The sequence below is a fragment of the Streptococcus sp. DTU_2020_1001019_1_SI_AUS_MUR_006 genome, from assembly GCF_032340315.1.
Classification (GTDB): Bacteria; Bacillota; Bacilli; order Lactobacillales; family Streptococcaceae; genus Streptococcus.
In genome coordinates this window covers 1609800-1636122 of record NZ_CP135436.1, presented here as the reverse complement: position 1 = coordinate 1636122, position 26323 = coordinate 1609800, and the positions used below count along the sequence as shown (strand labels likewise).

The window sequence follows — 26323 nt, the reverse complement described above, 5'->3', positions numbered from 1 at the left end:
TATTCAAATAGTTGAAGCTCCTTAGGCTGATATTGCGATGACGAAGCATCTACCAATGACAGTAGAAAATTTCTAAATGTTTGCGGTTAATCGTGTACTTTAATATCTAAAGCACGATATTGGAAAAATAAATTATCTGCTGCAGAATATAGAATTTAGAGATAATGCTCCTCCATATCAGATCTTTGAATGAGAGTCAATAAAGGGATTGGTCTGCCGATGAATGATTTTACAATACCAGGAAATGTCATTACTAAGAAAATAGAATCTGATCATATATTCCCAAAGAAAAAATTTGTTACTTTGGAGGGATTTGATAAGAAAAGAAGTAATCTTAGAAAGGAAACTTCAGAGCATGATAGATAACTTTATCTATGATAAATAAATTGGAGGTAGTTTATGAATAAAAAATTAAATTTTTTAAAGAAATATGTGCCATCTGGAGAGATGGTCGAGATTTTATCTAATTTTGAAAATCTGTCCAATCATCCTATTCCACAATATTGGCGGGATGCGTTTCAAACATCAGATTTTTCTAAAAGAAAACAAATCATCCTAGGAGAATGGAAAAAATATCTAGCTGAGGAACTCAGCAATACAATCTCATATCTAGAGGAATTTTCAGAAGATATAGATCTTATCAAAATTGGAAACAATTACTCATTGCTTTATTCGATTAGAACGTATCAAAGCAATAGCTTGGTTTTTTATGAGGGCAAAATGCCGATTTCGGACCAAGAGTTTACAGATCACTTTAATCAGTCCAAACTAGAACTTGACGGAAGTATCCGTGATTTCTATACACATATTCATGCAGGTTTTAATGATTTTACCAGTAAAAGCATGGGCTTAGACGATCTAGATATGATTGAACCAATAGCTGATTATGATTGGGAATTTGAGGAACAGTTAACAAATGACATTTCCAGTTATTACAATTTTTTTAGCAATGGTATGGGAACGTATCTCGTATTAGACTTGTCTAAACCAATAGATGAAGGAGGTGTATTTTGGTCAAAGGATGAGTTGCCAGAATATCCGATACCTTTTTGGGATTATGTAGATGAATGGATAATTATCGGTTTAGATTTTTGATGACATAGGATTATGAGTTAAATCAATCTAAAATCTCTTGAGGAATTTATTCTTCAGGAGATTTTTTTACTTATGGTGTCATATAAAGTTTACTTATAGCTCAGATAGAATAAGTTTGAGAGAAAGCTGAACTTGACAATTGATGCACAAGCTATTATGATAGTCAGAGAACTGATTTAGGTTTTAAAGCATCAGATAAAATAGCAAAATTGACGATTGAGATATAAAAATGAGATATTGAGGTATGAAAGTGTGTAGAGTAATAAAGTTATTTACGGATAAGATTTCTTCAGAGCACTTGGATTTTTCTTTTCAGATTGCTCATGAAACTCAAGAGGCAGATATCGTTCAGATATTTGATGGAACCCAGACATTCAATTTATCAGTTAATTATATTAAGTATCTATCGTTTGTTAGTAAAAAGTATAGCGAACTATATAATAAAGAATATGAACTTGATGGCTGTGGAATCTACCAAGTTTTTGATAGTAAATTATCGAAAGAAGTTAGTTATCGATCTTGTGGTATATGGTCAGCTGATGATTTTAATCATTATGTTTTCCTTTCTAATAAAGGCATGATGGAAATACTCATAAATGTTTCCTTGACATTTAAATTTGAAAAAACAGCTATTGAACTGCAAAAAATATCGGGCGTCCCCTTGAAAATAAGTGAAGTAGAAAACATCGAGGAAGGTTTATATTATGTAGAAGCTAGTTTAATCAATGATGGTGAACTCTATTTGAAAATCAGTGATAAACTTATAAAATGTGACGATTATGTTGCTTTTAGATTGATTGATGAAGGACTGGATTTACGTTCAATTGAATCGGAATATGAGTTAGATATAGCTACTATTCATCCCGAAAATCATTTTGTTTATCAAGTTTTAAATGGTGGATTTATGGGGCTTGCCCAATCTATTTTATCGAGTTATAAGGTTATAAATACTTTGAATTACAATGCCTATTTATTAGTTTATGAGAGCGCTACTTAAGACTGTAAAAATTGTAAAAGAGTGGTGATCCTAGTAAAGGACTTGCCTACTTTAGAAAATTCATCCAATACCCCAACAAATCCTAACAGCCAAAAACTTTATCGATATACATATTAATAAGCATATCAAGGTTGTAGTAAGAGTTGAAGAATAGCTAATCGATTCCTAAAGGCCTCTTTCGTTTATCAAAAGTAAACCATTAGATTATGCCCAAAAATGTATAAAGTAATGCTTGAATGGAAATGGAGAAAGGCAAACAAGAACTACTAGAGTTGCGAAGTGCTGGATAAAAAGTGATACTAGTATGAATTTGAAAAAATTTTTAAACAGTTTATGAAGGGGAACTTTAAGTGAATGTTTATAGAAGAATAACAAAGTTAGAGAAAAACTATTTAATGGTTAAGTGCTTGAATGATTTCAATCTAAATATTGATGGAAAAAAAGTACAAAGTGAAAGAGATGCGATAGAGATATTAGCCAAAAGTTTTAATATTGATGATCTCCAAGATGGTAATTGGGATGCATTATCTGATCGACTCCAGCGTTCTAATTATATACATCCAGAGAGGATTAATATTTTTATAAACAATTCAAGAGATCTTTTTATCAAGGATGAAAGGTCTAAAAATATATTTTTAGAAATATTATCTGATACAGTTTCATGGTGGGAAGAAGATGTTGAAAGATACATAGTTGATGGAAAAAGAAAAACATTCAATGTATATCTGCTAGATTAATACTAATTGTTTGATATGATATAAATACAAGCATTTCTGTGAGGAAGATAATAGCTAGACAGGTTGGACAAATACTAATAGTTATAAATTTTTAATAAATAAAGGTGGATTATGATTGATGAATTAAAAAAGAAGATTGCTTCTACTGATGGTGTGGGCTTTGGACCATTTGGAGAGGGGATTTCTGATGAATGGATTACAAAAGCTGAGGAAAGATTACATTTTATTTTTCCTGAAAGCTATAAATGGTGGCTAAAAAACTATATGGGTGGAGAAATTTATGGAGAAGAAATATTCAGTATCTATGGATTAGATTTTGATAGAGTTGTAGGCGGGGATATCGTATACATAAATGAACTGAACCGAGAAGAAGGGTTTAGTAATTCTGAACAATTAGTCATCTGTGAAGGGGAAGATGGCATGTTTTATTTTCAAAAACAGGAAAGTTTGACCGATGAGTTAGCAGTTTTTAGAGATGGAGAATACTATGCTAGCGATTTTATTGAATTTCTCATAAAAAGAATAGACGGCTAGTGAATCTATTGAGCTAAAAAAGTAGGGATTATGCTCAGTAATGATAGATAGGAATTCTAAAAAACATCAGTCGATAAGATTTTGTTTTGGCTATGTAGATGATGTGGTAACTATTAGACTTCCTGCGAAACTAGAATCCTAGTTCACGATTGATAATGCCAGTAATCAAATTCATTCGTAATCCAAACCGTTTGCGTCGATTTCGATAGGTTGTTGAAAATATTTTAAACGTTTTTACTTTGGCAAAAATATTCTCAACCTTGATTCTCTCTTTAGATAGCGCATGGTTATAGGATTTATCTTCAAGAGTTAGTGGCTTAAGTTTGCTTGATTTCCTCGGAGTTTGCGCTTGTGAATACATCTTCATGAGTCCTTGATAACCACTGTCAGCCAAGATTTTACCAGCTTGTCCGATATTTCTGCGACTCATTTTGAACAATTTCATATCGTGGCAATAGTTCACTGCAATATCCAAAGAAACAATTCTCCCTTGGCTTGTGACAATCGCTTGAGCCTTCATAGCATGGCATTTCTTTTTACCAGAATAATTGGCTAGTTGATTTTTTTAGGACGATTTATTTTTACCTCTGTTGCATCCACAATCACCGTATCCTCAGCACTAAGATGAGTTTTTGAAATCGTAAAGCCACTTTGAATAAGAGTTGATTCAACCCATTGACTCCGACGAATTAAGTTGCTTTCGTGAATGCCAAAATCAGCCGCAATTTGTTCATAAGTACGGTATTCGCGCATGTATTGAAGAGTAGCCATGAGGAGATCTTCTAAGCTTAACTTAGGGGTCCGTCCACCTTTTGCGTGTTTACGTTGATAAGCTGTTTTTAATACGGCTAACATCTCTTCAAAAGTAGTGCGCTGAACACCAACAAGGCGTTTAAAGCGTGCATCAGTTAATGGTTTACTTACTTCATAATTCATAGTTTTATTGTATCATATTTTGTTTCGCAGGAAGTCTATTATTTCCGGTACGACACTATTAAGGAGGTATTTAGTTAAGGATTTGTTACCTGAACTTCCAAATGTAGCAGCAGTATCGAAATTCGGTTTATTATTTATAAGCTTATTCTTCGTGTTGGGGTTTAGATTTCAATATTCTCATAAAAAAAGACTTTCACTCGACTATGAAGGTCGCCCCTATGTATTTGTCAAAATGTCGCCTGCTAACTGGAAAATGGCAGTTGGTAAAATAATGGGTTATTTCATCCTCTTATTTCTACTCTTGTGGTGTGTTTATACTATTGTGGTAACAGATGAAGTTGATTCTTTTATTATATTAGGAATAACTCCGTTTTTATTATTTTTACTGATGTTCGCCAATATTTCTTTTTGGGATTTAAAGGAATATCAGATAGTTTTAAAATCCGAGTAAAAATTCCATCTAATCTTTAAAATTACTAGTACGATGCTAGTGGTTACAGTTGAAAATATTAGAGGAAGTTTAAGAGATAAATTAGTCAGACACGACCAAAGTAATCAACAATCTTATTTATCTGTAAACATGCTCTCCTAGGAAATCAAAGGAAATTAAAGATTGAATAGGATATTTACAATTAAAGCACAGATGTATAAAAGTTTGATCTCGACCATAAAGATTGGAAAGACAATTTGCTAGAGATAGCGCATAATAGATAGAAAAAGGGGATAGCATTTGCTAATCTTCAGTAAACAGATGATTTTATTAACAATAATAGGACATCTGTTGATGTAGAAGTAATATTTAAGAATAATTTGGAGGTGGATTTTATGTCTGTAGGCTTAATGGTAGGTTATAATTGGTGGACAGTAGGAGAAGGGAGCTTTTTTAATTCATTATTTTCGACTATATATGTTCAGTTAGAGAATAATGACTGGGGAAGTAAGTACCCCGTTATCATGAATAAACTTTATTTTGGCGATATTCCTTTGGAAGATATTGAGAGTGGAATAGCAGAGTTGTTATCTATTCAAGAAGAGTTGAAAAAATTTCCACCTCACGACATCATATGGGATTTTGAAGATTTGTCAGTCACTCCTCCTTGGGGTAATCATATTGCTTCTCATATCACAAATTTATCTCAATATTTCATAACTAGTTCAGGAAGTGATTTATTTGAAGTTATGTTGACTTGTTTTAGATTTGCACTCGAGGAAGGTAAAAATGTAGTTGTAAAAAGTATCTGAAGAAGGATTTTCTAAAAATTTTTTAAATCCAATGAGCCATTAAAATTATTGAAACACCGATTTTTATTATTTCATATAACTCTAAGGTGTAAAAAATAAACTGATTTTGTAGATTTTTGAAATGTCATCATTTTGAATACAGCCGTAAATAAAATCTGACTTATTAAACTATCATGGAAACTATTTGTTTAAATGCTAAACGCTAAATCACCTATCTATGGTCATATTTTTATTGTTAAATTTTATAATATAGAGTGATGTGTTATATGTAATTGTGTAGAGGAGGGAAAAAACTGGATAATATAGTACTACGAAGTGAGTGGTTCGATGAATCGGAAAAATTTTGCGAAGTTAGGCTTACTTGTGAAACAAAGTTTCTAACAATTTATCAAGTATGCTATCTCTTTGAGGATGAGATGACGAAGGTATTACTGACCATGGATGACTATATAGAAAATCCTAATCTAGTAAGAAAGATCATTTTTGGAGATGATAGGGGTGGTGGAAGTGGTTATTTTGTTTTCACTTTTGCACCTATTAATGTAAGAGAAGAGTTAAATATTGAAGTGGATATGGAAGTAGCAGATAATGACGAGGGGCTCCATCGATGTCAATTCTATGTCAAAACTCAATTGGAAAATCTAAAGCATTTTAGAAATCATTTGCCTAGAATTTTTTCAAAAGACTATAAAAGGGCAGTAACATTACACGATGAACAAACTAGAAATGTAATGATTTAGCAAGCGTTTCTCGTTTATTCTATAGATGTATGCATTTTTAATTAGATTATAATTAAAAAAATTGAAGGGGAGGGACTTGTGGATATTTTAAAGCTAGAGGAAGAGATTAAGGGGACGAACTACTGGGACGCCTATGCATTAGATTTTAGAGCTTCATTTTTTGGAGATGAATGTAGACTCTATATTGAAGTTGAAAATGGTAAATCGGATCAGTATTGCTGGGAGATAGTCTTCTATCGTTGTTTTAAGGTTAACTATGAGACGGACGCGGGTTGGACATGTTTTGAAAGTGAAACTGGCACAAGAAATTTCAATATGAAAGATATTCCTTTTGAAAATCTCATGTCTCACACTGTACATGACATTAGACTTATTGAAGCGAAAAATAATATGATACAAGCTACAATTACTTTATCAAGTATGTTAATTGACATTGTATGCCAAGATATTCAAGTCTCTAAAGTTATGGTGAGTGAACAGAACTTCTTTTGGAAGGTTTAGTTTTGCTAATGATAAATGTTTAAACTAGAAAAACTCTAAGTTAAAAACTTTTTGCAGAAATCATTAAGACTGGCCCTTCAGTCAAAATCGGTATATGAAGAAAACTGGATGAATAGAATTAAAATCGTTCAAGAAAATGGAGCTTATCATATGCATACAAGGGATGAAGAAATTTTGTTATTGAAAAAAACGATAGCAAAAGATAAATTTCCGATTGTTGTCTATTCTGTAAGTAATTTTTCAGTCGCAAGAAAGAGAAATATTTCCCTCTGTACTGGAAATACTGAAAAAATCGATATTTTACTGCTCTTTTATGCAATCCAGTATATTAGTGGATTTGACTTTTTAGACATCAATTCCTTAGCTACCTCTTTTACCAATTTAATCATCGTTTTTCAATAAGGAAGAAGTATTTAGAAATGCTTCTAGAAAGTAGAAGATCATATCGTCTAAAAGCAATTATCTTGTATTTTTTATCAGCCCTTCTTATAAAAATGTGTCATTGAAGTTTGTACTTTTAGTTTCAGGAATACGATCGGTGAATGCGATTGATAATATTCTAAAGAATTGGAAAGATTAGTAAGAATTAATACTGAGAAAAATACAAGAGTGATGATAAAATAATTTTACTTTTCAATTCCTTTTTGTTATAATAGACAACAAGAAAGAATATCTTATCAGTAAATCCCAAGCGAGCCTGTGGTAGTGAGAGTCAGGTGATTGAGAGATGAGTGTGGCGCTTTTGGTAAATTTAGAAAAATAATGAAGTAATAAATTAGGGTGGAACCGCGTTTCTGACGCCCCTAGGTCACTTGACTTAGGAGCAAAGACACGGTTCTTTTTGTATTCTAGGTCGCAAGAAATTATAATAAAGGAGTAAAATATGTCCAAAAAATTGACTTTCCAGGAAATTATCCTTACTTTGCAACAATACTGGAATGACCAGGGTTGTATGCTCATGCAGGCTTATGATAATGAAAAAGGTGCGGGAACTATGAGTCCTTACACTTTCCTTCGTGCTATTGGTCCTGAGCCATGGAATGCGGCTTATGTAGAGCCTTCTCGTCGTCCAGCAGATGGTCGTTACGGGGAAAATCCAAACCGTCTCTACCAACACCATCAATTCCAAGTGGTCATGAAACCATCACCTTCAAACATCCAAGAGCTCTACCTTGAGTCATTGGAAAAATTGGGAATCAATCCATTGGAACACGATATTCGTTTCGTTGAAGATAACTGGGAAAACCCATCAACTGGTTCAGCAGGTCTTGGTTGGGAAGTTTGGCTTGACGGTATGGAAATCACTCAGTTCACTTACTTCCAACAAGTCGGTGGCTTGGCAACTGGTCCTGTTACAGCTGAAGTTACTTATGGTTTAGAGCGTTTAGCTTCTTATATTCAGGAAGTAGACTCAGTTTACGATATCGAGTGGGCTCCTGGTGTTAAATACGGTGAAATCTTCCTTCAACCAGAATACGAACACTCAAAATACAGCTTTGAAGTTTCTGATCAAGATATGCTTCTTGAAAACTTTGAGAAATTCGAAAAAGAAGCAGAACGTGCTTTGGAATTGGGACTTGTACACCCTGCCTATGACTACGTTTTGAAATGTTCACACACTTTCAACTTGCTTGATGCTCGTGGAGCAGTATCCGTAACAGAACGTGCTGGTTATATCGCTCGTATTCGTAACTTAGCCCGTGTCGTAGCTAAGACATTCGTAGCTGAACGCAAGAAACTTGGTTACCCACTTCTTGACGAAGCTACACGCGCTCAACTCCTAGCAGAAGAGGAATAATAAAAAGAGTTACAAGAATAGAAGAAGGGCGAACAAAGTGAGCCCGTATGGCACTCAGAGACAAGTCGAAGACTTGCTAAAGGGATAGGCACCGCCGTACTGATATCTGGGGATTTTTGAAACTTTAGGTTCAAAAATCAGTTGCCTAAATCCACTTTGATGAGACTGTGGGGAAATCTTTGTCAAGAAGACAGAAGATTTCTCCACAGACTCACAAAGTTAGTTAGCAACGTCCCCAGTACCTAAGGTGCCTATCAAAAAGAAGAAATTTTGTAAAGGAAAAAACATGGCAAAAAATTTATTAGTAGAACTAGGACTCGAAGAGTTACCAGCCTACGTTGTCACACCAAGTGAAAAACAACTAGGTGAAAAAATGGCAGCCTTCTTGGATAATAACCGCCTTTCATACGAAGGAATTCAAACTTTTTCAACTCCACGTCGTTTGGCTGTTCGCGTACTTGGCTTGGCAGACCAACAAACGGATTTGACTGAAGATTTTAAAGGACCTTCTAAAAAAATTGCTTTGGATGCAGAAGGAAACTTTTCTAAAGCAGCGCAAGGGTTTGTCCGTGGTAAAGGCTTGACGGTAGATGATATCGAATTCCGTGAAATCAAAGGTGAAGAATATGTCTACGTAACTAAGCATGAAGCTGGAAAACCAGCTGAGGAAGTTTTGACTGGAATTCCAGAAGTATTGGCTAGCTTAAGCTTCCCAGTAAGTATGCACTGGGCAAACAATACCTTTGAATATATCCGTCCAGTCCATACGTTGACAGTTCTTTTGGATGATGTGGCACTCGATATGGATTTCTTAGATATTCATTCAGGAAGAGTTAGCCGTGGACATCGTTTCCTTGGTCACGAAGTAGAAATTCAGCATGCTGACAGCTATGAAGAAGACCTGCGCAAAGTTTATGTTATTGCAGATAGCACTGAACGCGAAAATATGATTCGTGAGCAAATTAAGGCTATTGAAGCTGCAGAAGGTGTTCAGGTACAAATTGATGAAGGACTCTTGAATGAAGTTCTGAATTTGGTTGAATATCCAACTGCCTTCATGGGGAATTTTGATCCTAAGTACCTAGAGGTTCCAGAAGAAGTCTTGGTCACTTCAATGGAAACTCATCAACGTTACTTTGTAGTACGTGACCTTGATGGAAATCTAAAACCAAACTTTATTTCTGTTCGTAACGGAAATGCAGAGTATTTGGATAATGTCATCCGAGGAAATGAGAAAGTCTTGGTGGCGCGCCTTGAAGATGGTGAATTTTTCTGGCGTGAAGACCAAAAATTGAAGATTGAAGATCTTGTAGCTAAATTATCACACGTAACCTTCCATGAAAAGATTGGTTCATTACGTGAACACATGATTCGTACCGGGCAAATTGCTATCCTTTTGGCAGAAAAAGCAGGCTTATCGGTAGATGAAACTGTTGACCTTGCTCGTGCTGCAGCCATTTATAAGTTTGACCTCTTGACTGGTATGGTTGGTGAATTTGATGAGCTTCAAGGGATCATGGGTGAGAAATATGCCCTTCTCGCTGGTGAGAATGCAGCAGTAGCACAAGCTATTCGTGAACACTACCTTCCAGATTCTGCAGATGGTGCTCTTCCTGAGTCTAAAGTCGGAGCTATCCTTGCACTAGCTGATAAATTGGATACTCTCTTGTCCTTCTTCTCTGTTGGCTTGATTCCATCTGGTTCAAATGACCCTTATGCTCTTCGTCGAGCAACACAAGGGATTGTCCGTATCTTGGAAGACTTTGGCTGGAATATTCCAATGGACGAATTGATTGCTAGCCTGTATTCCCTATCATTTGAAAGTCTAACTTACGATAATCAAGAAGAAGTGCTTAACTTCATCAAAGCTCGTGTTGATAAGATGATGGGGTCTACTGCAAAAGATATTAAGGAAGCTGTTCTAGCAAGCTCAAACTTTGTTGTTGCAGATATGATTGAAGCAGCAGAAGCACTGAAAGAAGCATCTCTAAATAGTGACTACAAACCAGCTGTTGAATCCTTATCTCGTGCCTTTAACCTAGCGGAAAAAGCAGAAGGTTCAGTCAAAGTTGATACTAGTCTCTTTGAAAATGAACAAGAAAAAGAACTAGCTCAAGCAGTCGAAAATCTTGAATTGAAAGGTTCAGCTAACGATAAATTAACGCAACTATTTGCTCTTAGTCCTGTTATTGATGCATTCTTTGACAATACAATGGTTATGGCAGAGGATGTTGATGTTAAGAATAATCGCCTAGCTATTCTAACTGAACTTGTGAATAAAGCAAAAACTGTCGTTGCTTTTAATCTTCTTAATACAAAATAGAAATTAAAAAGTAGATTGGAGGTTCAAATATGACACCAGAAAAAATCGCTCGTATTAATGAGCTTGCGAAAAAGAAAAAAACTGAAGGCTTGACTGCAGAAGAAAAAGTAGAACAAGCTAAACTTCGTGAGGAATATATCGAAGGCTATCGTCGTTCAGTTCGTCATCACATTGAAGGGATCAAAATCGTAGATGAAGATGGAAATGATGTGACTCCTGAAAAACTTCGTCAGGTACAACGTGAAAAGGGTTTGCACGGACGAAGTTTGGATGATCCAAATTCATAAGCTAAATAAAATAAATTCTCGGTTTGTATGTGTGCGAACCGAGATTTCTATTATAAAAAAGGAACCCAAAATGGTTCCTTTTTTGTTAGTTATTAGTTACTTGCCCCGGAAGTAGCATCCGCATCTCCATGGCCTCCGTCAGCTGAGTCAGAAGCACCAGAAGTAGCATCTGCGTCACCGTGGCCTCCAGCAGGAGCAAAAGGACCGCTTCCTCCTACCAAGCGTTGACCAGTTTCTTTCAAGTACCAGTCAAGCCACGGTTGGAAGTTAAATACAATTTCATTGATACCAGCATATGATCCGTCAGGATAGTACATAGCTTGGTAGTTGTGAGTGTTGATAACACCAGCAGGTGAACCTGGAACAATTGTACGAACGTATTCTTGGTTACCGTTTCTAAGAGTTCCGATAACCCACTCAACATTTTTCATACGTGCTGGTGGAAGTGAACCGTGAACTGTTGACATACGGCTACCAGATTGAGATGGTACACGTTTTGCAAACATTGTATCAGGATCTTGGTGAGCATTGTTGTAGTAGAGGAATTGGTTGTTATCGTCAGCGTATGTCAACTCAAAAGGCATAGCTTTCAAGAACATATCGATTTGGTTAACTGTAAGGATACCATGGTCAAGTTTAACGTATGTATCACCAGATACAGCTCCTGTGATTTCAGCGACTTTTTCTACCCAGTTTGGATCATCAGGGTCAACTTCTGTAATAGTTGTAGCGATTGGTTTTCCACAATCCAAGTCTTCTGGTTCAATTGGTTTTGGTTTTTTCAATTTAGAAACGACTCCTACGTATTTGACAAAGTTATCTAAACAAGTTTCAAGGAATTTAACAGTTCCTTCGTTGATAATATTTCCGTTAGCATCAAAAGCTTCTTTAGCTTTTCCAAGAAGGAATTCATTACCTGGTAATGTGTAGGCATTCACCCCTGGTGCGTCAAGGATTTTACGAAGGTGAACTTGAGCACGAGAAGTTCCTTGGTCGTAGTAAGAAGCACCCACGATCATCACTGGTTTGTTTTCGAATGGATGTACTTCATATGAAAGCCATTCAAGAACTGACTTGAGTGAAGCAGAAATTGTATGGTTGTGCTCAGGAGTAGCAATAATCACACCATCAGCACGAGTAATTTTATTGTAAAGAAGGCGTAATTGGAAGCTTTCGTCCCATTTTTCGTCTTGGTTAAACATTGGAACTTCATCGATTTCAAGAACTTCTAATTCAAATTTCAGTTTGAAGTTACGACGGATGAATTCCAAGAGTTTGCGGTTATATGATTGGTCGTAGTTTGATCCAACAAGTCCAACAAATTTCATTCTTTCAATCTCCTATCTTACAAATTTTCCCAGTCAAATTCTTCTGCATCTTTACGAAGAAGTTCTTGTGCGTTACGCAATTTTTCAGTCACTTTAACAAAGATACGGAAGTCATCAAAGATGGCATCTAATTTCTTGATTACATCAAGATCTACCAAGTCACCATTCTTATCGAATGATTGAAGAGAATGAGAGAGCAAGAACTCATCTGGGAGAACATTTGCTTTGATTTCTGGTGCATTCAAGATTTGACGGAGTTGCAATTGAGCACGTGAAGAACCGAGTGTACCGTATGAAGCGCCTGTGATCATCACTGGTTTGTTAAGGAGTGGAAATACTCCATAAGAAATCCAAGCAAGAGCGCTCATAAGAACGGCAGGAATTGAGTGATCATATTCAGGAGTACCGATAATCACACCATCAGCTGCTTCGATTTTTGCAGCGATTTCCAAGGCTTCTGCAGGAATAAGTTTATCTGCAGGTTTGTTGAAGACTGGTAGGTCTTTAATTTCTACCAATTCGATTTCTGCTTTATCAGCAAAGTGTTTTTGCATATATTGAAGCAGTTGGCGGTTTGTGGAACGTTTAGAGTTAGTTCCTACAATAGCAATAAGTTTTAGCATGAGCTTTCCTTTCTCTTTTTGCATTATTTATTATTTATCTTTAGATACCGGATGAACAAGCGATATGTCCATCTTTATCAATAAGGATGGCTTCGATTCCATCGATATTTTCGATTTGCCACATGATAGAAGCGCTACGTTGGCCAAACAATCGTGTGGTCCATATCTCACCATCAACTGAGCGGTCAGATATAATCGTTAAACTAGCCAAATCCGTTTCAATAGGATAGCCAGTTTCACTATCGAAAATGTGATGATAATCCTTTCCATCAATTTCAAGATGCCGTTCATAAATTCCAGATGTAACAACAGATTTTCCAGTAATAGATAAGGTCATCAGGTGATTACCACGTGGATGATTAGGGTCTTGAATACCAATTTGCCAAGGTTGTCCATTTCTGGCTTGGTTATTACCAATGGTAAGGATATTTCCTCCAAGATTGATAAGAGCAGAAGTGACACCATTTTCTTTTAAGAAAGTAGCAACCTTATCTGCGCTATAGCCCTTCGCTAGACAACCTAAATCAATTTTCATTCCTTTCTTTTCTAAGAAAACAGTAGAAGCAATTGAATCAAGTTTGATAAAACGGGGATCTATCAATGGTAAAACCGAAGAAATTTCTTCCGGACTAGCAACTTTTGCATCGGAAAAACCAATACGCCAGGTTTGTACCAAGGGACCAATGCTGATATTGAGATGACTTCCAGGAGCTAGACTGTGTTCTAATCCTAAAGAAATCAGTTCAAACAGATCAGGGTGGACCTTAACTGGGGCAATTCCTGCCTGATAGTTAACTTCCATCAATTCCGATTCGATACTATTCGCATTAAATCGAAATTCAAGTTCCTTGAGCAAATCAAAAGCTTGACGGAGAAGATTGTCCGCTTGTTCATGTACCAAGGAAATAGTAATCGTAGTTCCCATTAACCGTTCAGATAATGAACTGAGAGGCAAAAAATCAACTCCCTTCAAATCAATTGGAAATAGTTGTAAATCCAGATATGAAAGCAATCTGAAGATTTATATTTCATTTCCATATAAATAGAATATCATAAAGTCAGCGTTTTCACAAATTGTTTTTTACAAAAAGTCAAGAAATATGCTCAAAAAAACTATATTTCCTTAAAATTTAATTTGAAAACACTGAAAAGAAATTAATATATGTTTCTAGTATTTTCAAAAATAAGGGAAAACAAGTAAAAAGCTTGTAAACGCTCACAGAAAATGATATACTAGAAAAGTAAATAAAAAATTAAAGGTAGGAATTATCTTATGAGTAAAATCGTAGTCGTGGGTGCTAACCACGCTGGAACAGCTTGTATCAACACTATGTTGGACAATTTTGGAAGTGAAAATGAAATCGTTGTTTTTGACCAAAACTCAAACATTTCATTCCTAGGATGTGGAATGGCTCTTTGGATTGGTGAGCAAATCGATGGTCCAGAAGGTCTCTTCTACTCAGATAAAGAAAAATTGGAAGCAAAAGGTGCTAAAGTTTATATGAACTCACCAGTTCTTTCAATTGACTATGATAACAAAGTTGTAACTGCTGAAGTTGATGGAAAAGAACACAAAGAATCATACGAAAAATTGATCTTTGCGACTGGTTCAACTCCAATCTTGCCACCAATCGAAGGTGTTGAAATTGTGAAGGGTAACCGCGAATTCAAAGCAACTCTTGAAAATGTACAATTCGTTAAATTGTACCAAAATGCTGAAGAAGTGATCAACAAACTTGCTGACAAGAGCAAACATCTTGAACGTATCGCTGTTGTCGGTGGTGGATACATCGGTGTTGAGCTTGCTGAAGCATTCGAACGTCTTGGAAAAGAAGTTGTCCTTGTTGATATCGTAGACACAGTCTTAAACGGTTACTACGATAAAGACTTCACGCAATTGATGGCTAAGAACTTGGAAGACCACAACATCCGCTTGGCACTTGGACAAACTGTTAAAGCTATCGAAGGTGACGGTAAAGTTGAACGCTTGATCACTGACAAAGAAAGCTTTGACGTTGATATGGTTATCCTTGCAGTTGGTTTCCGTCCTAACACAGCTCTTGCTGATGGTAAGATTGAACTTTTCCGCAACGGTGCCTTCCTTGTTAACAAGAAACAAGAAACTTCACTTCCAGGGGTATTCGCTGTTGGTGACTGTGCGACTGTTTATGACAACGCTCGTAAAGACACTAGCTACATCGCTCTTGCATCAAATGCTGTACGTACTGGTATCGTAGGTGCTTACAATGCTTGTGGACATGAACTTGAAGGAATTGGTGTTCAAGGATCAAACGGTATCTCTATCTACGGTCTTCACATGGTTTCAACTGGCTTGACTCTTGAAAAAGCTAAAGCTGCAGGATACAATGCTGTCGAAACAGGCTTCAACGATCTTCAAAAACCAGAATTTATGAAACATGATAACTATGAAGTAGCAATCAAGATTGTCTTTGATAAAGACAGCCGTGAAATCCTTGGTGCTCAAATGGTATCTCGTGATTCAGCAATCAGCATGGGAATTCACATGTTCTCATTGGCTATCCAAGAACATGTTACAATTGAAAAATTGGCCTTGACAGACCTATTCTTCTTGCCACACTTCAACAAACCATATAACTACATCACAATGGCTGCACTTACAGCTGAAAAATAATGATTTGTAAAACGGAAGATTTGCTTCTTCCGTTTTTATCATCAAAAAAAATAGTAACTTCAAATTCGAAGTTACTATTTTTGTTGTCTATGTATTAGGAAGTTTCTTCTTTTACAAAGGTGAAGCCTTCTCCAAGAATTTCGTGAGCTTCAGTGATGGTGATAAAGGCTTTAGGATCAATCGTATGAATCAATTCTTTCATCTTAATCATTTCATTTCTTGCTACGATACAGTAGATAATTTTTAAATCTTTTTGACTGTAGTAACCTTGTCCAGATATGAAGGTGACACCTCGACTTAACTCTTCATTGATTTTATCTGCCACTTCCATAGGCTTTTGAGTGATAATCATAAAACCTTTTCCAGCATATCCGCCTTCACCAATCAAGTCAATAACTCTTGAAACGATGAAGTCAAATAGAAGTGTATAAGTAACGAGACGAAGGTCTTGGAAGATAATTAAAATGAGCATTAAGATGAGGAAGTCTAGTGCAAAGAGTAATTTCCCTACGGAGATATTGGTGTACTTGTTCAGGATTCGAGCAACGATATCTGTCCCTCCAGTGGTACCACCAGCATTGAAGATAATACCTAGACCAAGTCCTAAAAGAACACCCGCAACTAAAGCAACGATGACCAGATCTCCCTCAAGATTAAAGCTGAGAGGAATCTTTTCAAAGATTGCTAACCAAATGGATAAGGAAATGGTTCCGAGTAGGCTGCTGTACAGGGTCTTCGCACCAAATATTTTCCAGGCTAGAATGAATAATGGGATATTGATGATGAGGTTCATCACGGAGATAGGGATGTTAAAGAGATAATAGGTAATCAAGGTGATTCCTGTTGCTCCACCCTCGAATAAGTGGTGGGGCACAACAAAATACGTGAGTCCGAAGGCATAAATGGCAGCTCCGAATATAATAGTTAAAATAGATTTGATATGCCGTAGCATTGAACACACCTCCCATTTTTATTTGAGTCTATAGCAGTAACAGCCCACCAGTATACAAGACTTTATTTGATTTTCATGGACTGAATCTTTTCAGGGTCTGGTGTGACACGGAGGGTCTTTTGTCCAGTATAGGTGACAAAACCAGGTTTTCCACCAGTTGGTTTGTTGAGTTTTTTAACTTCAATCATATCTACCTGAACGAGATTTGAGAGACGTCCCTTAGAGAAGTAGGCTGCAAGTTCTGCAGCGTCTGTTTTTACCTCATCAGTCGGATTGAGATTGCCTGAGATAACAACATGACTTCCAGGGATATCCTTAGCGTGGAACCAGAGTTCTTCTTTACGGGCCATTTTAAAGGTCAATTCCTCGTTTTGTAGGTTATTGCGCCCTACATAGATGATCGTTTTTCCATCACTAGCTAGATACTGCTCAGGTTTCTGTCGTTTTTGGATTTTTTCCCTTTGTCTTCTGCGGATAAATCCTGTTTGGATTAATTCTTCTCTAATTTCAGCAATTTCATCGAGTCCGGCTTGATTGAGTACCGTTTCGACACTTTCTAGATAGAGAATGGTTGCCTTGGTTTCTTCAATCAGGTCAGTCAGGTATTTAACAGCTTCTTTTAATTTCTGATAGCGTTTGAAGTAGCGTTGAGCATTTTGGTTTGGCGTTAATGCCTTATCAAGTGCAATCGTGATAGGCTGGTTGGTGTAGTAGTTTTCTAAAATGACCTGATCTTGGTCATTGGGAACTTGATGGAGGAAAGTGGTTAGTAACTCACCTTTTTGACGAAATTCTTCTGCATTTTCGGTAGCCAGAAGTTCTTTTTCCTGTTTCTTTAGTTTTTGACGATTCTTTTGTAGTTCGTTTTCGACGCGACGTATGAGTTCACTTGCCTGTTGTTTCACACGGTCACGTTCGGCTTTATCCTTGTAATAGACATCAAGTAATTGTGAAAGACTGTCAAAATTCTCCGCTGTTTTACTAGAAAAAGGCACACAAGAAAAGGATTTATCTGTTAGGCAAGGTTTGGTTTCTTGTCCAAAGAAGTGCCGGAAAGTGGCTAGTTTATCATTAAGCAGTTGTCTTTCTAACTCGGTTGCTGTATCTCTTCCCAAACCTTGAAAGAGGTTTTGAAGATTTTTAGCAGTTAACTCTTGGGTTTGCAGAATTTCAAAGAGCTTTTCATCCTTGATAGTAAAAGGATTGAGAGATTCGGTGCTTGGTGGAGCGATATAGGTTGATCCTGGAAGCAAGGTGCGGTAGCTATTTTGAGAGAAACCGATATGCTTGATAACTTCAAGGATTTTGTGACTAGACTTATCTACAAGTAGAATATTACTGTGTTTGCCCATAATCTCGATGATGAGAGTGGCCTGGATATGGTCCCCAATCTCGTTTTTATTGGAAACTGTGATTTCTACAATACGGTCGTTCTCAATCTGCTCGATTGACTCGATAACTGCTCCTTGAAGATACTTTCTCAATACCATAATAAAAGTAGATGGCTGAGCAGGGTTTTCAAATGTTGATTCTGTTAACTGGATGCGTCCAAAAACTGGATGGGCAGACAGGAGCAAACGATGACTTTTACGATTGCTACGGATTTGCAGGACCAATTCTTGGTCAAAGGGTTGATTTATCTTTTGGATGCGACCATTTAGTAGTTCAGTTCGCAATTCCTCAACCATGTGGTGTAAAAAAAATCCATCAAATGACATGGTTCTCTCCTCGTGAATGTATTCCATAGTATTATATCAAAAAGGTAGAATAAAATCATAGAAATGTGATATAATAAAGCCAAGTAAAGAGAATCGAGAAGCACATGTATATTGAAATGGTAGATGAAACTGGACAAGTTTCAAAAGAAATTTTAGAACAAACACAGGAAATTTTAGAATTTGCTGCAAAAAAAATTGGAAAAGAAGACAAGGAAATGGCGGTCACATTTGTGACCAACGAACGAAGCCATGAACTCAATCTAGAGTTTCGTGATACCGATCGTCCAACAGATGTTATCAGTCTTGAATATAAGCCGGAGTTAGAGATTGCCTTTGATGAGGAAGATCTGGAAAATGATCCCGACTTGGCAGATATGATGTCAGAATTTGATGCTTATATCGGTGAGCTTTTCATTTCCATTGATAAGGCACATGAGCAAGCTGAGGAGTACGGTCATAGTTTTGAACGTGAAATGGGCTTCTTGGCAGTGCACGGCTTTTTACACATTAACGGCTATGATCACTACACTCCCGAAGAAGAAGCGGAGATGTTCGGTTTACAAGAAGAAATTTTGACAGCCTATGGACTCACAAGACAATAAACGAAAATGGAAAAATCGTGACCTAATCTCCAGTTTAGAATTTGCCATTACAGGAATTTTTACTGCGATTAAGGAAGAACGTAACATGAGAAAGCATGCAGTGACGGCTCTAATAGTTGTACTTGCAGGTTTTGTTTTTCAGGTGTCACGAATCGAATGGTTATTTCTACTTTTGAGCATTTTCATGGTAGTAGCTTTTGAGATTATTAATTCAGCTATTGAAAATGTAGTAGATTTGGCTAGTCACTATCACTTTTCTATGTTGGCAAAAAAAGCTAAAGACATGGCGGCTGGAGCCGTACTTGTAGTCTCTCTTTTTGCCGCTTTGACAGGTGCACTCATCTTTCTCCCACGGATTTGGGATTTATTATTTTAAACAGTAAGAGGAAATTATGACATTTAAATCAGGATTTGTAGCCATTTTAGGGCGACCAAATGTAGGGAAGTCAACTTTTTTGAATCACGTTATGGGGCAAAAGATTGCTATCATGAGTGATAAGGCGCAGACAACGCGAAATAAGATTATGGGGATTTATACGACGGATAAGGAACAGATCGTCTTTATCGATACCCCAGGAATTCACAAACCAAAGACAGCGCTTGGAGACTTCATGGTAGAGTCGGCCTATAGCACCCTTCGAGAAGTGGATACCGTTCTCTTTATGGTGCCAGCAGATGAGGCTCGAGGTAAGGGTGATGATATGATTATCGAGCGTCTTAAAGCTGCTAAAGTTCCTGTAATTTTGGTGGTCAATAAGATTGACAAGGTTCACCCAGATCAACTTTTGGCTCAAATTGATGATTTCCGTAATCAGATGGACTTTAAGGAAATTGTTCCTATTTCAGCTCTTCAGGGAAATAACGTGTCTCGTCTAGTCGATATTCTAAGTGAAAATCTTGAGGAAGGTTTCCAATATTTCCCTGCGGATCAAATTACTGACCATCCAGAACGATTCTTGGTTTCTGAGATGATTCGTGAAAAGGTCTTACACTTAACTCGTGAAGAAATCCCACACTCAGTTGCAGTAGTGGTGGACTCTATGAAACGAGACGAGGATACAGACAAGGTTCATATCCGAGCAACTATCATGGTCGAACGTGACAGCCAAAAAGGGATTGTCATCGGTAAAGGTGGTGCCATGCTCAAGAAAATTGGGACTATGGCTCGTCGTGATATTGAGCTCATGCTAGGAGACAAGGTCTTCCTAGAAACATGGATCAAAGTTAAGAAAAACTGGCGCGATAAAAAGCTAGATTTGGCTGACTTTGGCTATAACGAAAAAGAATATTAAGAAGAGGTGGGCAGTAGCCTGCTTCTTGTTTTTAGAGAAGGAGGAGCTATGCCTGAATTACCTGAGGTCGAGACAGTTCGTCGTGGCTTGGAAAAATTGATTCTGGGGAAGAAGATTACAAGCATTGATATTCGTTATCCCAAGATGATTAAGACAGATTTGGATCAGTTTCAGAAAGAATTGCCTGGTCAAGTTGTTAAATCTATGGGGCACCGTGGTAAATATTTACTTTTCTATCTAACAGACAAGGTCTTGATTTCTCATCTACGGATGGAAGGCAAGTATTTTTATTATCCAGGTCAAGTCCCTGAACGTAAGCATGCCCATGTTTTGATTCATTTTGAAGATGGTGGAACTCTTGTTTATGAGGATGTCCGCAAGTTTGGAACTATGGAATTGCTTGCTCCTGAACTCTTAGATGCTTACTTTGTATCTAAAAAGCTTGGACCGGAACCTACTGAACAGGATTTTGATTTAGGAAGATTTAAACGAGCCTTGAAAAGGTCAAAAAAACCTATTAAATCTCATTTACTTGACCAGACGCTAGTTGCAGGATTGGGAAACATTTATGTAGACGAAGTACTCTGGAGGGCCAAGGTTCACCCTTCTAGACTTTCTAACAGTTTAACTGCTCAAGAGGCTAGAAAAGTCCATGATCAAACCATTGAAGTCTTGGGGCAGGCTGTCGAGAAAGGCGGTTCAACCATTCGCACCTATACCAATGCATTTGGCGAAGATGGGACCATGCAAGAGTTTCATCAAGTCTATGATAAAGCTGGACAAGCTTGTTCACGTTGTGGATCCATTATCGAAAAAATTCAACTCGGTGGTCGTGGAACCCATTTTTGCCCAAAATGTCAAAGGAGAAAGTGATGGGAAAAATTATTGGAATCACTGGTGGTATTGCATCCGGGAAGTCCACCGTCACAAATTTTCTAAGACAAAAAGGGTTTGAAGTGGTAGATGCGGATGCGCTTGTTCACCAACTTCAAAAACCTGGTGGTCGCCTTTTTCAGATTTTAGTAGAGTATTTCGGTGAAAAAGTCCTTCTAGAAGATGGGGAACTGAATCGACCATTACTTGCCAGTCTGATCTTTTCTAACTCTGAGGAGAGAGAATGGTCTAAACAGACTCAAGGACAAATTATTCGTGAAGAATTGGGCTCTTTGAGAGACAAGTTATCTCAGACTGATGACGTATTTTTCATGGATATTCCATTGCTTTTTGAACAGGACTATGCTTCATGGTTCGATGAAACTTGGCTAGTTTATGTAAGGCGAGATACCCAGCTGGATCGCTTAATGAACCGTGATCAGTTATCCAAAGAGTCAGCTGAAACTCGTTTAGCTTCACAGTGGCCTTTAGAAGAAAAGAAGAAATTTGCTACTTATATATTAGACAATAATGGCAGTCGAGAGCAGCTTTTGAGTCAAGTAGTGACTTTACTTGAAGGAGGCGATGCTCATGCAAGAGATTAGTTGGAAGGATAATCTTCGTATTGCTTGGTTTGGTTGTTTTTTAACAGGAGCTAGCATTTCTCTCGTTGTTCCTTTCATGCCTATTTTTGTCGAACAGTTAGGAATTGAAGGAGATCAAGTTGCCTTTTATTCAGGTTTAGCTATATCAGTCTCAGCCATTTCTGCAGCCTTTGTATCACCAATTTGGGGTATCTTAGCAGACAAGTATGGTCGAAAACCCATGATGATTCGTGCAGGGCTAGCCATGACTATTACTATGGGAGGTCTGGCCTTTGTTCCAAATGTTTTCTGGCTCTTGTTCTTAAGGTTTCTTAATGGAGTTTTTACAGGATTTGTACCCAATGCGACAGCTTTAATTGCTAGTCAAGTCCCCAAAGATAGGTCAGGATACGCTCTAGGGACTTTATCAACTGGTGTTGTCGCTGGAACTTTGACTGGTCCCTTTGTCGGTGGTTTCATTGCCGAAATTTTTGGCATTCGGAATGTCTTTTTATTGGTTGGTAGTTTCCTGTTCTTGGCAGCTATCTTAACCATTCTTTTTATCAAAGAAAACTTTCAACCAGTGCCAAAAGAAAAAGCACTCCCTACAAGAGAGCTCTTTACTTCTGTTAAATATCCTTTTCTCCTGATAAATTTATTTCTAACTAGCTTTGTGATTCAATTTGCTGCCCAATCTATTGGTCCCATCCTTGCCCTGTATGTACGAGACCTTGGACAGAAAGAGAATCTTCTCTTTGTCTCTGGTTTGATTGTATCCAGCATGGGATTTTCAAGTATGATGAGTGCAGGTATCATGGGTAAATTAGGTGATAAAGTGGGCAATCATCGACTCCTTGTCGTAGCTCAGGTATATTCAGTTTTCATATATCTATTATGTGCAAATGCGACTAGCCCATTCCAATTAGGCTTCTATCGTTTTCTATTTGGTCTGGGGACAGGAGCTCTGATCCCTGGTGTCAATGCTCTCCTAAGCAAAATGACTCCTAAAGTTGGCATTTCAAGGGTATTTGCCTTTAATCAAGTCTTCTTTTATCTAGGAGGAGTGATAGGTCCCTTAGCAGGATCAGTAGTAGCGGGACAATTTGGCTATCACTCAGTATTTTATGCAACAGCTCTTTGTGTAGCTCTCAGTTGTTTATTTAATCTTATCCAATTTAGAACATTATTAAAAGTGAAGGAAATCTAGTGCGAGTAAAAATCAATCTCAAATGCTCCTCTTGTGGCAGCATCAATTATCTAACCAGTAAGAACTCCAAAACCCATCCAGACAAGATTGAGGTCTTAAAGTATTGTCCTAAAGAAAGAAAAGTGACTCTACATCTTGAATCTAAGTAGAAATTATGGTAGAATAATAGGGATTTTAAGGAGTTTGATATGTATAACCTATTATTAACCATTCTATTAGTATTATCTGTTGTGATTGTGATTGCAATTTTTATGCAACCAACTAAAAACCAATCTAGCAATGTATTTGATGCCAGTGCAGGTGATTTGTTTGAACGTAGCAAAGCGCGCGGTTTTGAAGCTGTGATGCAACGTTTGACAGGAATTTTAGTCTTTTTCTGGCTAGCCATTGCCTTAGCATTGACGGTATTATCAAGTAGATAAGAAAATAATGGGCGGGACTAGGTCTTTGCCTATTTTTATTTTTAAAAGTGGTCACACCTAAGTTATAGTTCAAAATGAAAATAAAAAATCTAGAAAGAAAACATGAAAGATAGAATAAAAGAATATTTACAAGAAAAGGGGCGGGGCACAGTAAATGATTTGGCTCAAGCTCTCGGAAAGGATGGTTCTAAGGACTTCCGTGAGTTAATCAAAACCCTTTCCTTGATGGAACGTAAGCACCAGATTCGCTTTGAAGAAGATGGTAGTTTAACCCTAGACCAGAAGAAAAAACATGAGATTACCCTAAAAGGAATTTTCCATGCCCATAAAAATGGTTTCGGTTTTGTGAGTCTTGAAGGCGAAGAAGACGATCTTTTTGTTGGAAAAAGTGATGTTAACTATGCCATTGATGGCGATACTGTTGAAATTGTCATTAAGAAGGTTGCAGACCGACAGAAAGGAACTGCTGCAGAAGCAAAGATTATCGATATTTTAGAACACAGTTTCACGACAGTTGTCGGGCAAATTATTCTTGATGAAGAGAAACCAAAGTATGCGGGTTATATCCGTTCTAAAAATCAAAAGATTATACAACCGATTTATGTGAAAAAGCCATCTCTCAAACTGGAAGGGACAGAAGTTCTCAAGGTCTTTATCGATAAGTATCCAAGTAAGAAACACGACTTCTTTGTGGCGAGTGTCTTAGATGTTGTCGGACATTCAACGGATGTAGGGATTGATGTCCTCGAGGTCTTGGAATCAATGGACATTGTATCCGAGTTTCCAGAAGCTGTTCTCAAAGAAGCGGAAAATGTACCAGATGCTCCTTCTCAAAAAGATATGGAAGGACGATTGGACCTGAGAGATGAAATTACCTTTACCATTGATGGAGCTGATGCAAAAGACTTGGATGACGCAGTTCATATCAAACCATTAAAAAATGGAAATATCGAACTAGGAGTTCATATCGCGGATGTTTCATATTATGTAACGGAAGGTTCTGCCCTTGATAAGGAAGCCCTCAATCGTGCGACTTCTGTTTATGTGACAGATCGTGTAGTTCCAATGCTGCCTGAGCGTCTTTCAAACGGCATCTGTTCTCTTAATCCTCAAGTGGACCGCTTGACCCAATCGGCTATTATGGAGATTGATAAAAATGGCCGTGTTCGTAATTATACGATTACGCAGACAGTTATCAAGACAAGTTTCCGAATGACCTATAGTGATGTCAATGACATTTTAGCTGGTGACGAGAAGAAGAGACAAGAGTATAAGAAAATTGTTCCTAGTATCGAACTTATGGCCAAGCTTCATGAAATTCTTGAAGGTATGCGGATTAAGCGTGGAGCTCTTAATTTTGATACCAATGAAGCTAAAATCTTGGTTGACAAGCAAGGGAAACCAGTAGATATTGTTCTTCGTCATCGCGGTACTGCAGAACGTATGATTGAGTCCTTTATGCTGATTGCAAATGAAACAGTTGCTGAGCATTTTAGCAAACTTGATTTACCTTTCATCTATCGTATCCATGAGGAACCTAAAGCTGAAAAAGTTCAAAAGTTTATTGATTACGCTTCTAGCTTTGGATTACGAATCTATGGAACTGCGAGTGAGATTAGCCAGGAAGCACTCCAAGACATCATGCGTGTTGTTGAGGGTGAGCCTTATGCGGATGTTCTCTCTATGATGCTTCTGCGTTCCATGCAGCAGGCTCGTTATTCTGAGCATAACCATGGTCACTATGGCCTAGCAGCGGACTATTACACACACTTTACCAGTCCGATTCGCCGTTATCCGGACCTCTTGGTTCACCGTATGATTCGTGACTATGGACGTTCTAAGGAAGTGGCGGAGCATTTTGAACAGGTTATTCCAGAGATTGCGACCCAGTCTTCTAATCGTGAGCGCAGAGCTATTGAGGCAGAGCGTGAAGTTGAAGCCATGAAAAAAGCTGAATACATGGAAGAGTTTGTGGGTGAAGAGTATGATGCAGTCGTTTCAAGTATCGTCAAGTTTGGTCTTTTTGTTGAATTACCAAATACAGTTGAAGGCTTGATTCACATTACAAATCTTCCTGAGTTTTACCATTTCAATGAACGTGATTTGACTCTTCGTGGAGAGAAATCAGGGACAACCTTCCGTGTGGGACAACAGATACGCATTCGTGTCGAAAGAGCCGATAAGATGACTGGCGAGATTGATTTCAGCTTTATTCCAAGCGAATTTGATGTGATTGAGAAGGGGTTGAAACAGTCTGGCCGTAAGGATAGAGGTCGTCGTTCGGATAAGAAAGAAGACAAGAGAAAAACTAGCCGCTCAAATGATAAGCGTAAGCATTCTTCGAAGGACAAAAAGAAAAAAAGCAAGAAACCTTTTTACAAAGAAGTAGCAAAGAAAGGAGCTAAGCATGGCAAAGGGCGAGGGAAAGGTCGTCGCGCAAAATAAAAAAGCGCACCACGACTATACTATCGTAGATACGCTAGAAGCAGGAATGGTTCTAACTGGTACAGAAATCAAGAGTGTTCGAGCAGCCCGCATCAATCTGAAAGATGGGTTTGCTCAGGTTAAGAATGGGGAAGTTTGGCTGAGCAATGTCCATATCGCTCCTTATGAGGAAGGCAATATCTGGAATCAGGAACCAGAACGTCGTCGTAAACTTCTCCTTCATAAAAAGCAAATCCAGAAGTTAGAGCAGGAAACAAAAGGAACGGGGATGACGCTGGTTCCTCTTAAAGTCTATATCAAAGACGGCTATGCCAAGCTTCTTTTAGGGCTTGCTAAAGGAAAACATGACTATGATAAACGTGAGTCAATCAAACGTCGTGAGCAAGATCGCGATATCGCGCGTGTTATGAAAGCAGTTAACCATCGATAGAAAG

28 protein-coding genes are annotated in these 26323 nt (G+C 37.6%); 22 read left to right on the top strand and 6 right to left on the bottom strand.

Going from position 1 to position 26323, the window contains the following annotated elements; genetic code table 11:
* Positions 1-399 precede the first annotated feature (399 nt).
* The 4 genes from RRU92_RS07895 (at position 400) to RRU92_RS07880 (ending at position 3363) form a co-directional block, all read left to right on the top strand.
* Positions 400-1095, top strand: a complete 696-nt coding sequence (locus tag RRU92_RS07895; protein WP_315639257.1) for a hypothetical protein — start codon at positions 400-402, stop codon at positions 1093-1095.
* Positions 1096-1339: 244 nt separating this feature from the next.
* Positions 1340-2092 carry a hypothetical protein gene (locus RRU92_RS07890; protein ID WP_315639256.1) on the top strand — a complete coding sequence of 251 codons (753 nt, stop codon included), beginning with the start codon at positions 1340-1342 and terminating at the stop codon, positions 2090-2092.
* Positions 2093-2442: 350 nt separating this feature from the next.
* Positions 2443-2829 (top strand): barstar family protein, encoded by a 387-nt coding sequence (locus RRU92_RS07885; RefSeq protein ID WP_315639255.1) that lies wholly within the window; start codon positions 2443-2445, stop codon positions 2827-2829.
* Positions 2830-2940: 111 nt separating this feature from the next.
* Positions 2941-3363, top strand: a complete 423-nt coding sequence (locus tag RRU92_RS07880) for an SMI1/KNR4 family protein (RefSeq protein WP_315639254.1) — start codon at positions 2941-2943, stop codon at positions 3361-3363.
* Between the two features lie 130 nt (positions 3364-3493).
* Here the strand turns inward: RRU92_RS07880 and RRU92_RS07875 are convergent.
* Positions 3494-4299, bottom strand: a protein-coding gene (locus RRU92_RS07875; protein WP_315639137.1) for an IS5 family transposase whose coding sequence is annotated in 2 segments (ribosomal slippage) — positions 3494-3922 and positions 3925-4299 — 804 coding nt in all. Because the reading frame shifts where the segments join, the coding sequence is not laid out codon by codon here.
* An 825-nt stretch (positions 4300-5124) separates the two neighbouring features.
* Here RRU92_RS07875 and RRU92_RS07870 point away from each other — a divergent pair.
* From RRU92_RS07870 to RRU92_RS07840, 7 genes are all read left to right on the top strand, one after another.
* Entirely contained in the window at positions 5125-5541 is a 417-nt protein-coding gene (locus tag RRU92_RS07870) for an immunity 70 family protein (RefSeq protein WP_315639253.1), read from the top strand.
* A 416-nt stretch (positions 5542-5957) separates the two neighbouring features.
* Entirely contained in the window at positions 5958-6281 is a 324-nt protein-coding gene (locus tag RRU92_RS07865; protein ID WP_315639252.1) for a hypothetical protein, read from the top strand.
* A 78-nt stretch (positions 6282-6359) separates the two neighbouring features.
* A complete protein-coding gene (locus RRU92_RS07860) occupies positions 6360-6782 on the top strand; it encodes a hypothetical protein (RefSeq protein WP_315639250.1) in 423 nt (140 codons plus the stop codon).
* Between the two features lie 108 nt (positions 6783-6890).
* Positions 6891-7184, top strand: coding sequence for a hypothetical protein (locus RRU92_RS07855; RefSeq protein ID WP_315639248.1), 294 nt, complete (start codon positions 6891-6893; stop codon positions 7182-7184).
* Positions 7185-7665: 481 nt separating this feature from the next.
* Complete coding sequence (gene glyQ, locus RRU92_RS07850; RefSeq protein ID WP_315639247.1) at positions 7666-8580, top strand: glycine--tRNA ligase subunit alpha; 915 nt, start codon at positions 7666-7668, stop codon at positions 8578-8580.
* 286 nt (positions 8581-8866) lie between these two features.
* Positions 8867-10903 carry a glycine--tRNA ligase subunit beta gene (glyS, locus tag RRU92_RS07845; RefSeq protein ID WP_315639246.1) on the top strand — a complete coding sequence of 679 codons (2037 nt, stop codon included), beginning with the start codon at positions 8867-8869 and terminating at the stop codon, positions 10901-10903.
* Between the two features lie 29 nt (positions 10904-10932).
* Complete coding sequence (locus RRU92_RS07840) at positions 10933-11190, top strand: DUF896 family protein (RefSeq protein ID WP_000187071.1); 258 nt, start codon at positions 10933-10935, stop codon at positions 11188-11190.
* 92 nt (positions 11191-11282) lie between these two features.
* Here RRU92_RS07840 and RRU92_RS07835 read toward each other — a convergent pair whose 3' ends face one another.
* Genes RRU92_RS07835 through RRU92_RS07825 form a run of 3 tightly spaced genes read right to left on the bottom strand, consistent with a single transcriptional unit; the run spans position 11283 to position 14096 of the window.
* Positions 11283-12518, bottom strand: a complete 1236-nt coding sequence (locus RRU92_RS07835) for an NAD(P)H-dependent oxidoreductase (RefSeq protein WP_315639245.1) — start codon at positions 12516-12518, stop codon at positions 11283-11285.
* 17 nt (positions 12519-12535) lie between these two features.
* Positions 12536-13141, bottom strand: coding sequence for an NADPH-dependent FMN reductase (locus RRU92_RS07830; RefSeq protein ID WP_315639243.1), 606 nt, complete (start codon positions 13139-13141; stop codon positions 12536-12538).
* Positions 13142-13181: 40 nt separating this feature from the next.
* The gene (locus RRU92_RS07825) at positions 13182-14096 is read right to left on the bottom strand and encodes an FAD:protein FMN transferase (protein ID WP_315639241.1); all 915 of its coding nucleotides are present in this window, start codon (positions 14094-14096) and stop codon (positions 13182-13184) included.
* A 318-nt stretch (positions 14097-14414) separates the two neighbouring features.
* Between RRU92_RS07825 and nox the strand changes: the two genes are divergently transcribed.
* The gene (gene nox, locus RRU92_RS07820) at positions 14415-15794 is read left to right on the top strand and encodes a H2O-forming NADH oxidase (protein WP_315639240.1); all 1380 of its coding nucleotides are present in this window, start codon (positions 14415-14417) and stop codon (positions 15792-15794) included.
* 94 nt (positions 15795-15888) lie between these two features.
* Here nox and RRU92_RS07815 read toward each other — a convergent pair whose 3' ends face one another.
* Complete coding sequence (locus RRU92_RS07815; RefSeq protein ID WP_075231659.1) at positions 15889-16746, bottom strand: YitT family protein; 858 nt, start codon at positions 16744-16746, stop codon at positions 15889-15891.
* 62 nt (positions 16747-16808) lie between these two features.
* Positions 16809-18464: an NFACT family protein gene (locus RRU92_RS07810; RefSeq protein ID WP_315639239.1), complete on the bottom strand. Its 1656-nt coding sequence runs from the start codon at positions 18462-18464 to the stop codon at positions 16809-16811.
* Positions 18465-18568: 104 nt separating this feature from the next.
* On the opposite strand from RRU92_RS07810, the gene ybeY reads away from it, so the two are divergent.
* The 10 genes from ybeY to smpB all read left to right on the top strand — a co-directional run bounded on the left by ybeY (position 18569) and on the right by smpB (position 26319).
* Entirely contained in the window at positions 18569-19066 is a 498-nt protein-coding gene (gene ybeY / locus RRU92_RS07805; RefSeq protein ID WP_000275150.1) for an rRNA maturation RNase YbeY, read from the top strand.
* On the top strand, positions 19047-19442 hold the full coding sequence (locus tag RRU92_RS07800; RefSeq protein ID WP_000378151.1) for a diacylglycerol kinase family protein: 396 nt from the start codon (positions 19047-19049) through the stop codon (positions 19440-19442). The genes ybeY and RRU92_RS07800 overlap by 20 nt, the downstream gene beginning before the upstream one ends.
* Before the next feature lie 16 nt (positions 19443-19458).
* Positions 19459-20358: a GTPase Era gene (gene era, locus RRU92_RS07795; RefSeq protein ID WP_315639237.1), complete on the top strand. Its 900-nt coding sequence runs from the start codon at positions 19459-19461 to the stop codon at positions 20356-20358.
* Between the two features lie 48 nt (positions 20359-20406).
* On the top strand, positions 20407-21231 hold the full coding sequence (mutM, locus tag RRU92_RS07790; RefSeq protein WP_315639235.1) for a DNA-formamidopyrimidine glycosylase: 825 nt from the start codon (positions 20407-20409) through the stop codon (positions 21229-21231).
* A complete protein-coding gene (gene coaE / locus RRU92_RS07785; protein WP_315639234.1) occupies positions 21231-21836 on the top strand; it encodes a dephospho-CoA kinase in 606 nt (201 codons plus the stop codon). The genes mutM and coaE overlap by 1 nt, the downstream gene beginning before the upstream one ends.
* On the top strand, positions 21823-23022 hold the full coding sequence (locus RRU92_RS07780; protein WP_315639232.1) for a multidrug efflux MFS transporter: 1200 nt from the start codon (positions 21823-21825) through the stop codon (positions 23020-23022). The genes coaE and RRU92_RS07780 overlap by 14 nt, the downstream gene beginning before the upstream one ends.
* Positions 23022-23171 (top strand): 50S ribosomal protein L33, encoded by a 150-nt coding sequence (gene rpmG, locus RRU92_RS07775; protein ID WP_001809104.1) that lies wholly within the window; start codon positions 23022-23024, stop codon positions 23169-23171. The genes RRU92_RS07780 and rpmG overlap by 1 nt, the downstream gene beginning before the upstream one ends.
* Positions 23172-23210: 39 nt before the next feature.
* Positions 23211-23444 (top strand): preprotein translocase subunit SecG, encoded by a 234-nt coding sequence (secG, locus tag RRU92_RS07770; protein WP_000282514.1) that lies wholly within the window; start codon positions 23211-23213, stop codon positions 23442-23444.
* A 102-nt stretch (positions 23445-23546) separates the two neighbouring features.
* Positions 23547-25889: a ribonuclease R gene (gene rnr, locus RRU92_RS07765; RefSeq protein WP_315639231.1), complete on the top strand. Its 2343-nt coding sequence runs from the start codon at positions 23547-23549 to the stop codon at positions 25887-25889.
* Positions 25852-26319: an SsrA-binding protein SmpB gene (gene smpB / locus RRU92_RS07760; protein ID WP_001051741.1), complete on the top strand. Its 468-nt coding sequence runs from the start codon at positions 25852-25854 to the stop codon at positions 26317-26319. Before rnr ends, smpB begins: the two co-directional genes overlap by 38 nt.
* Positions 26320-26323: the final 4 nt, after the last annotated feature.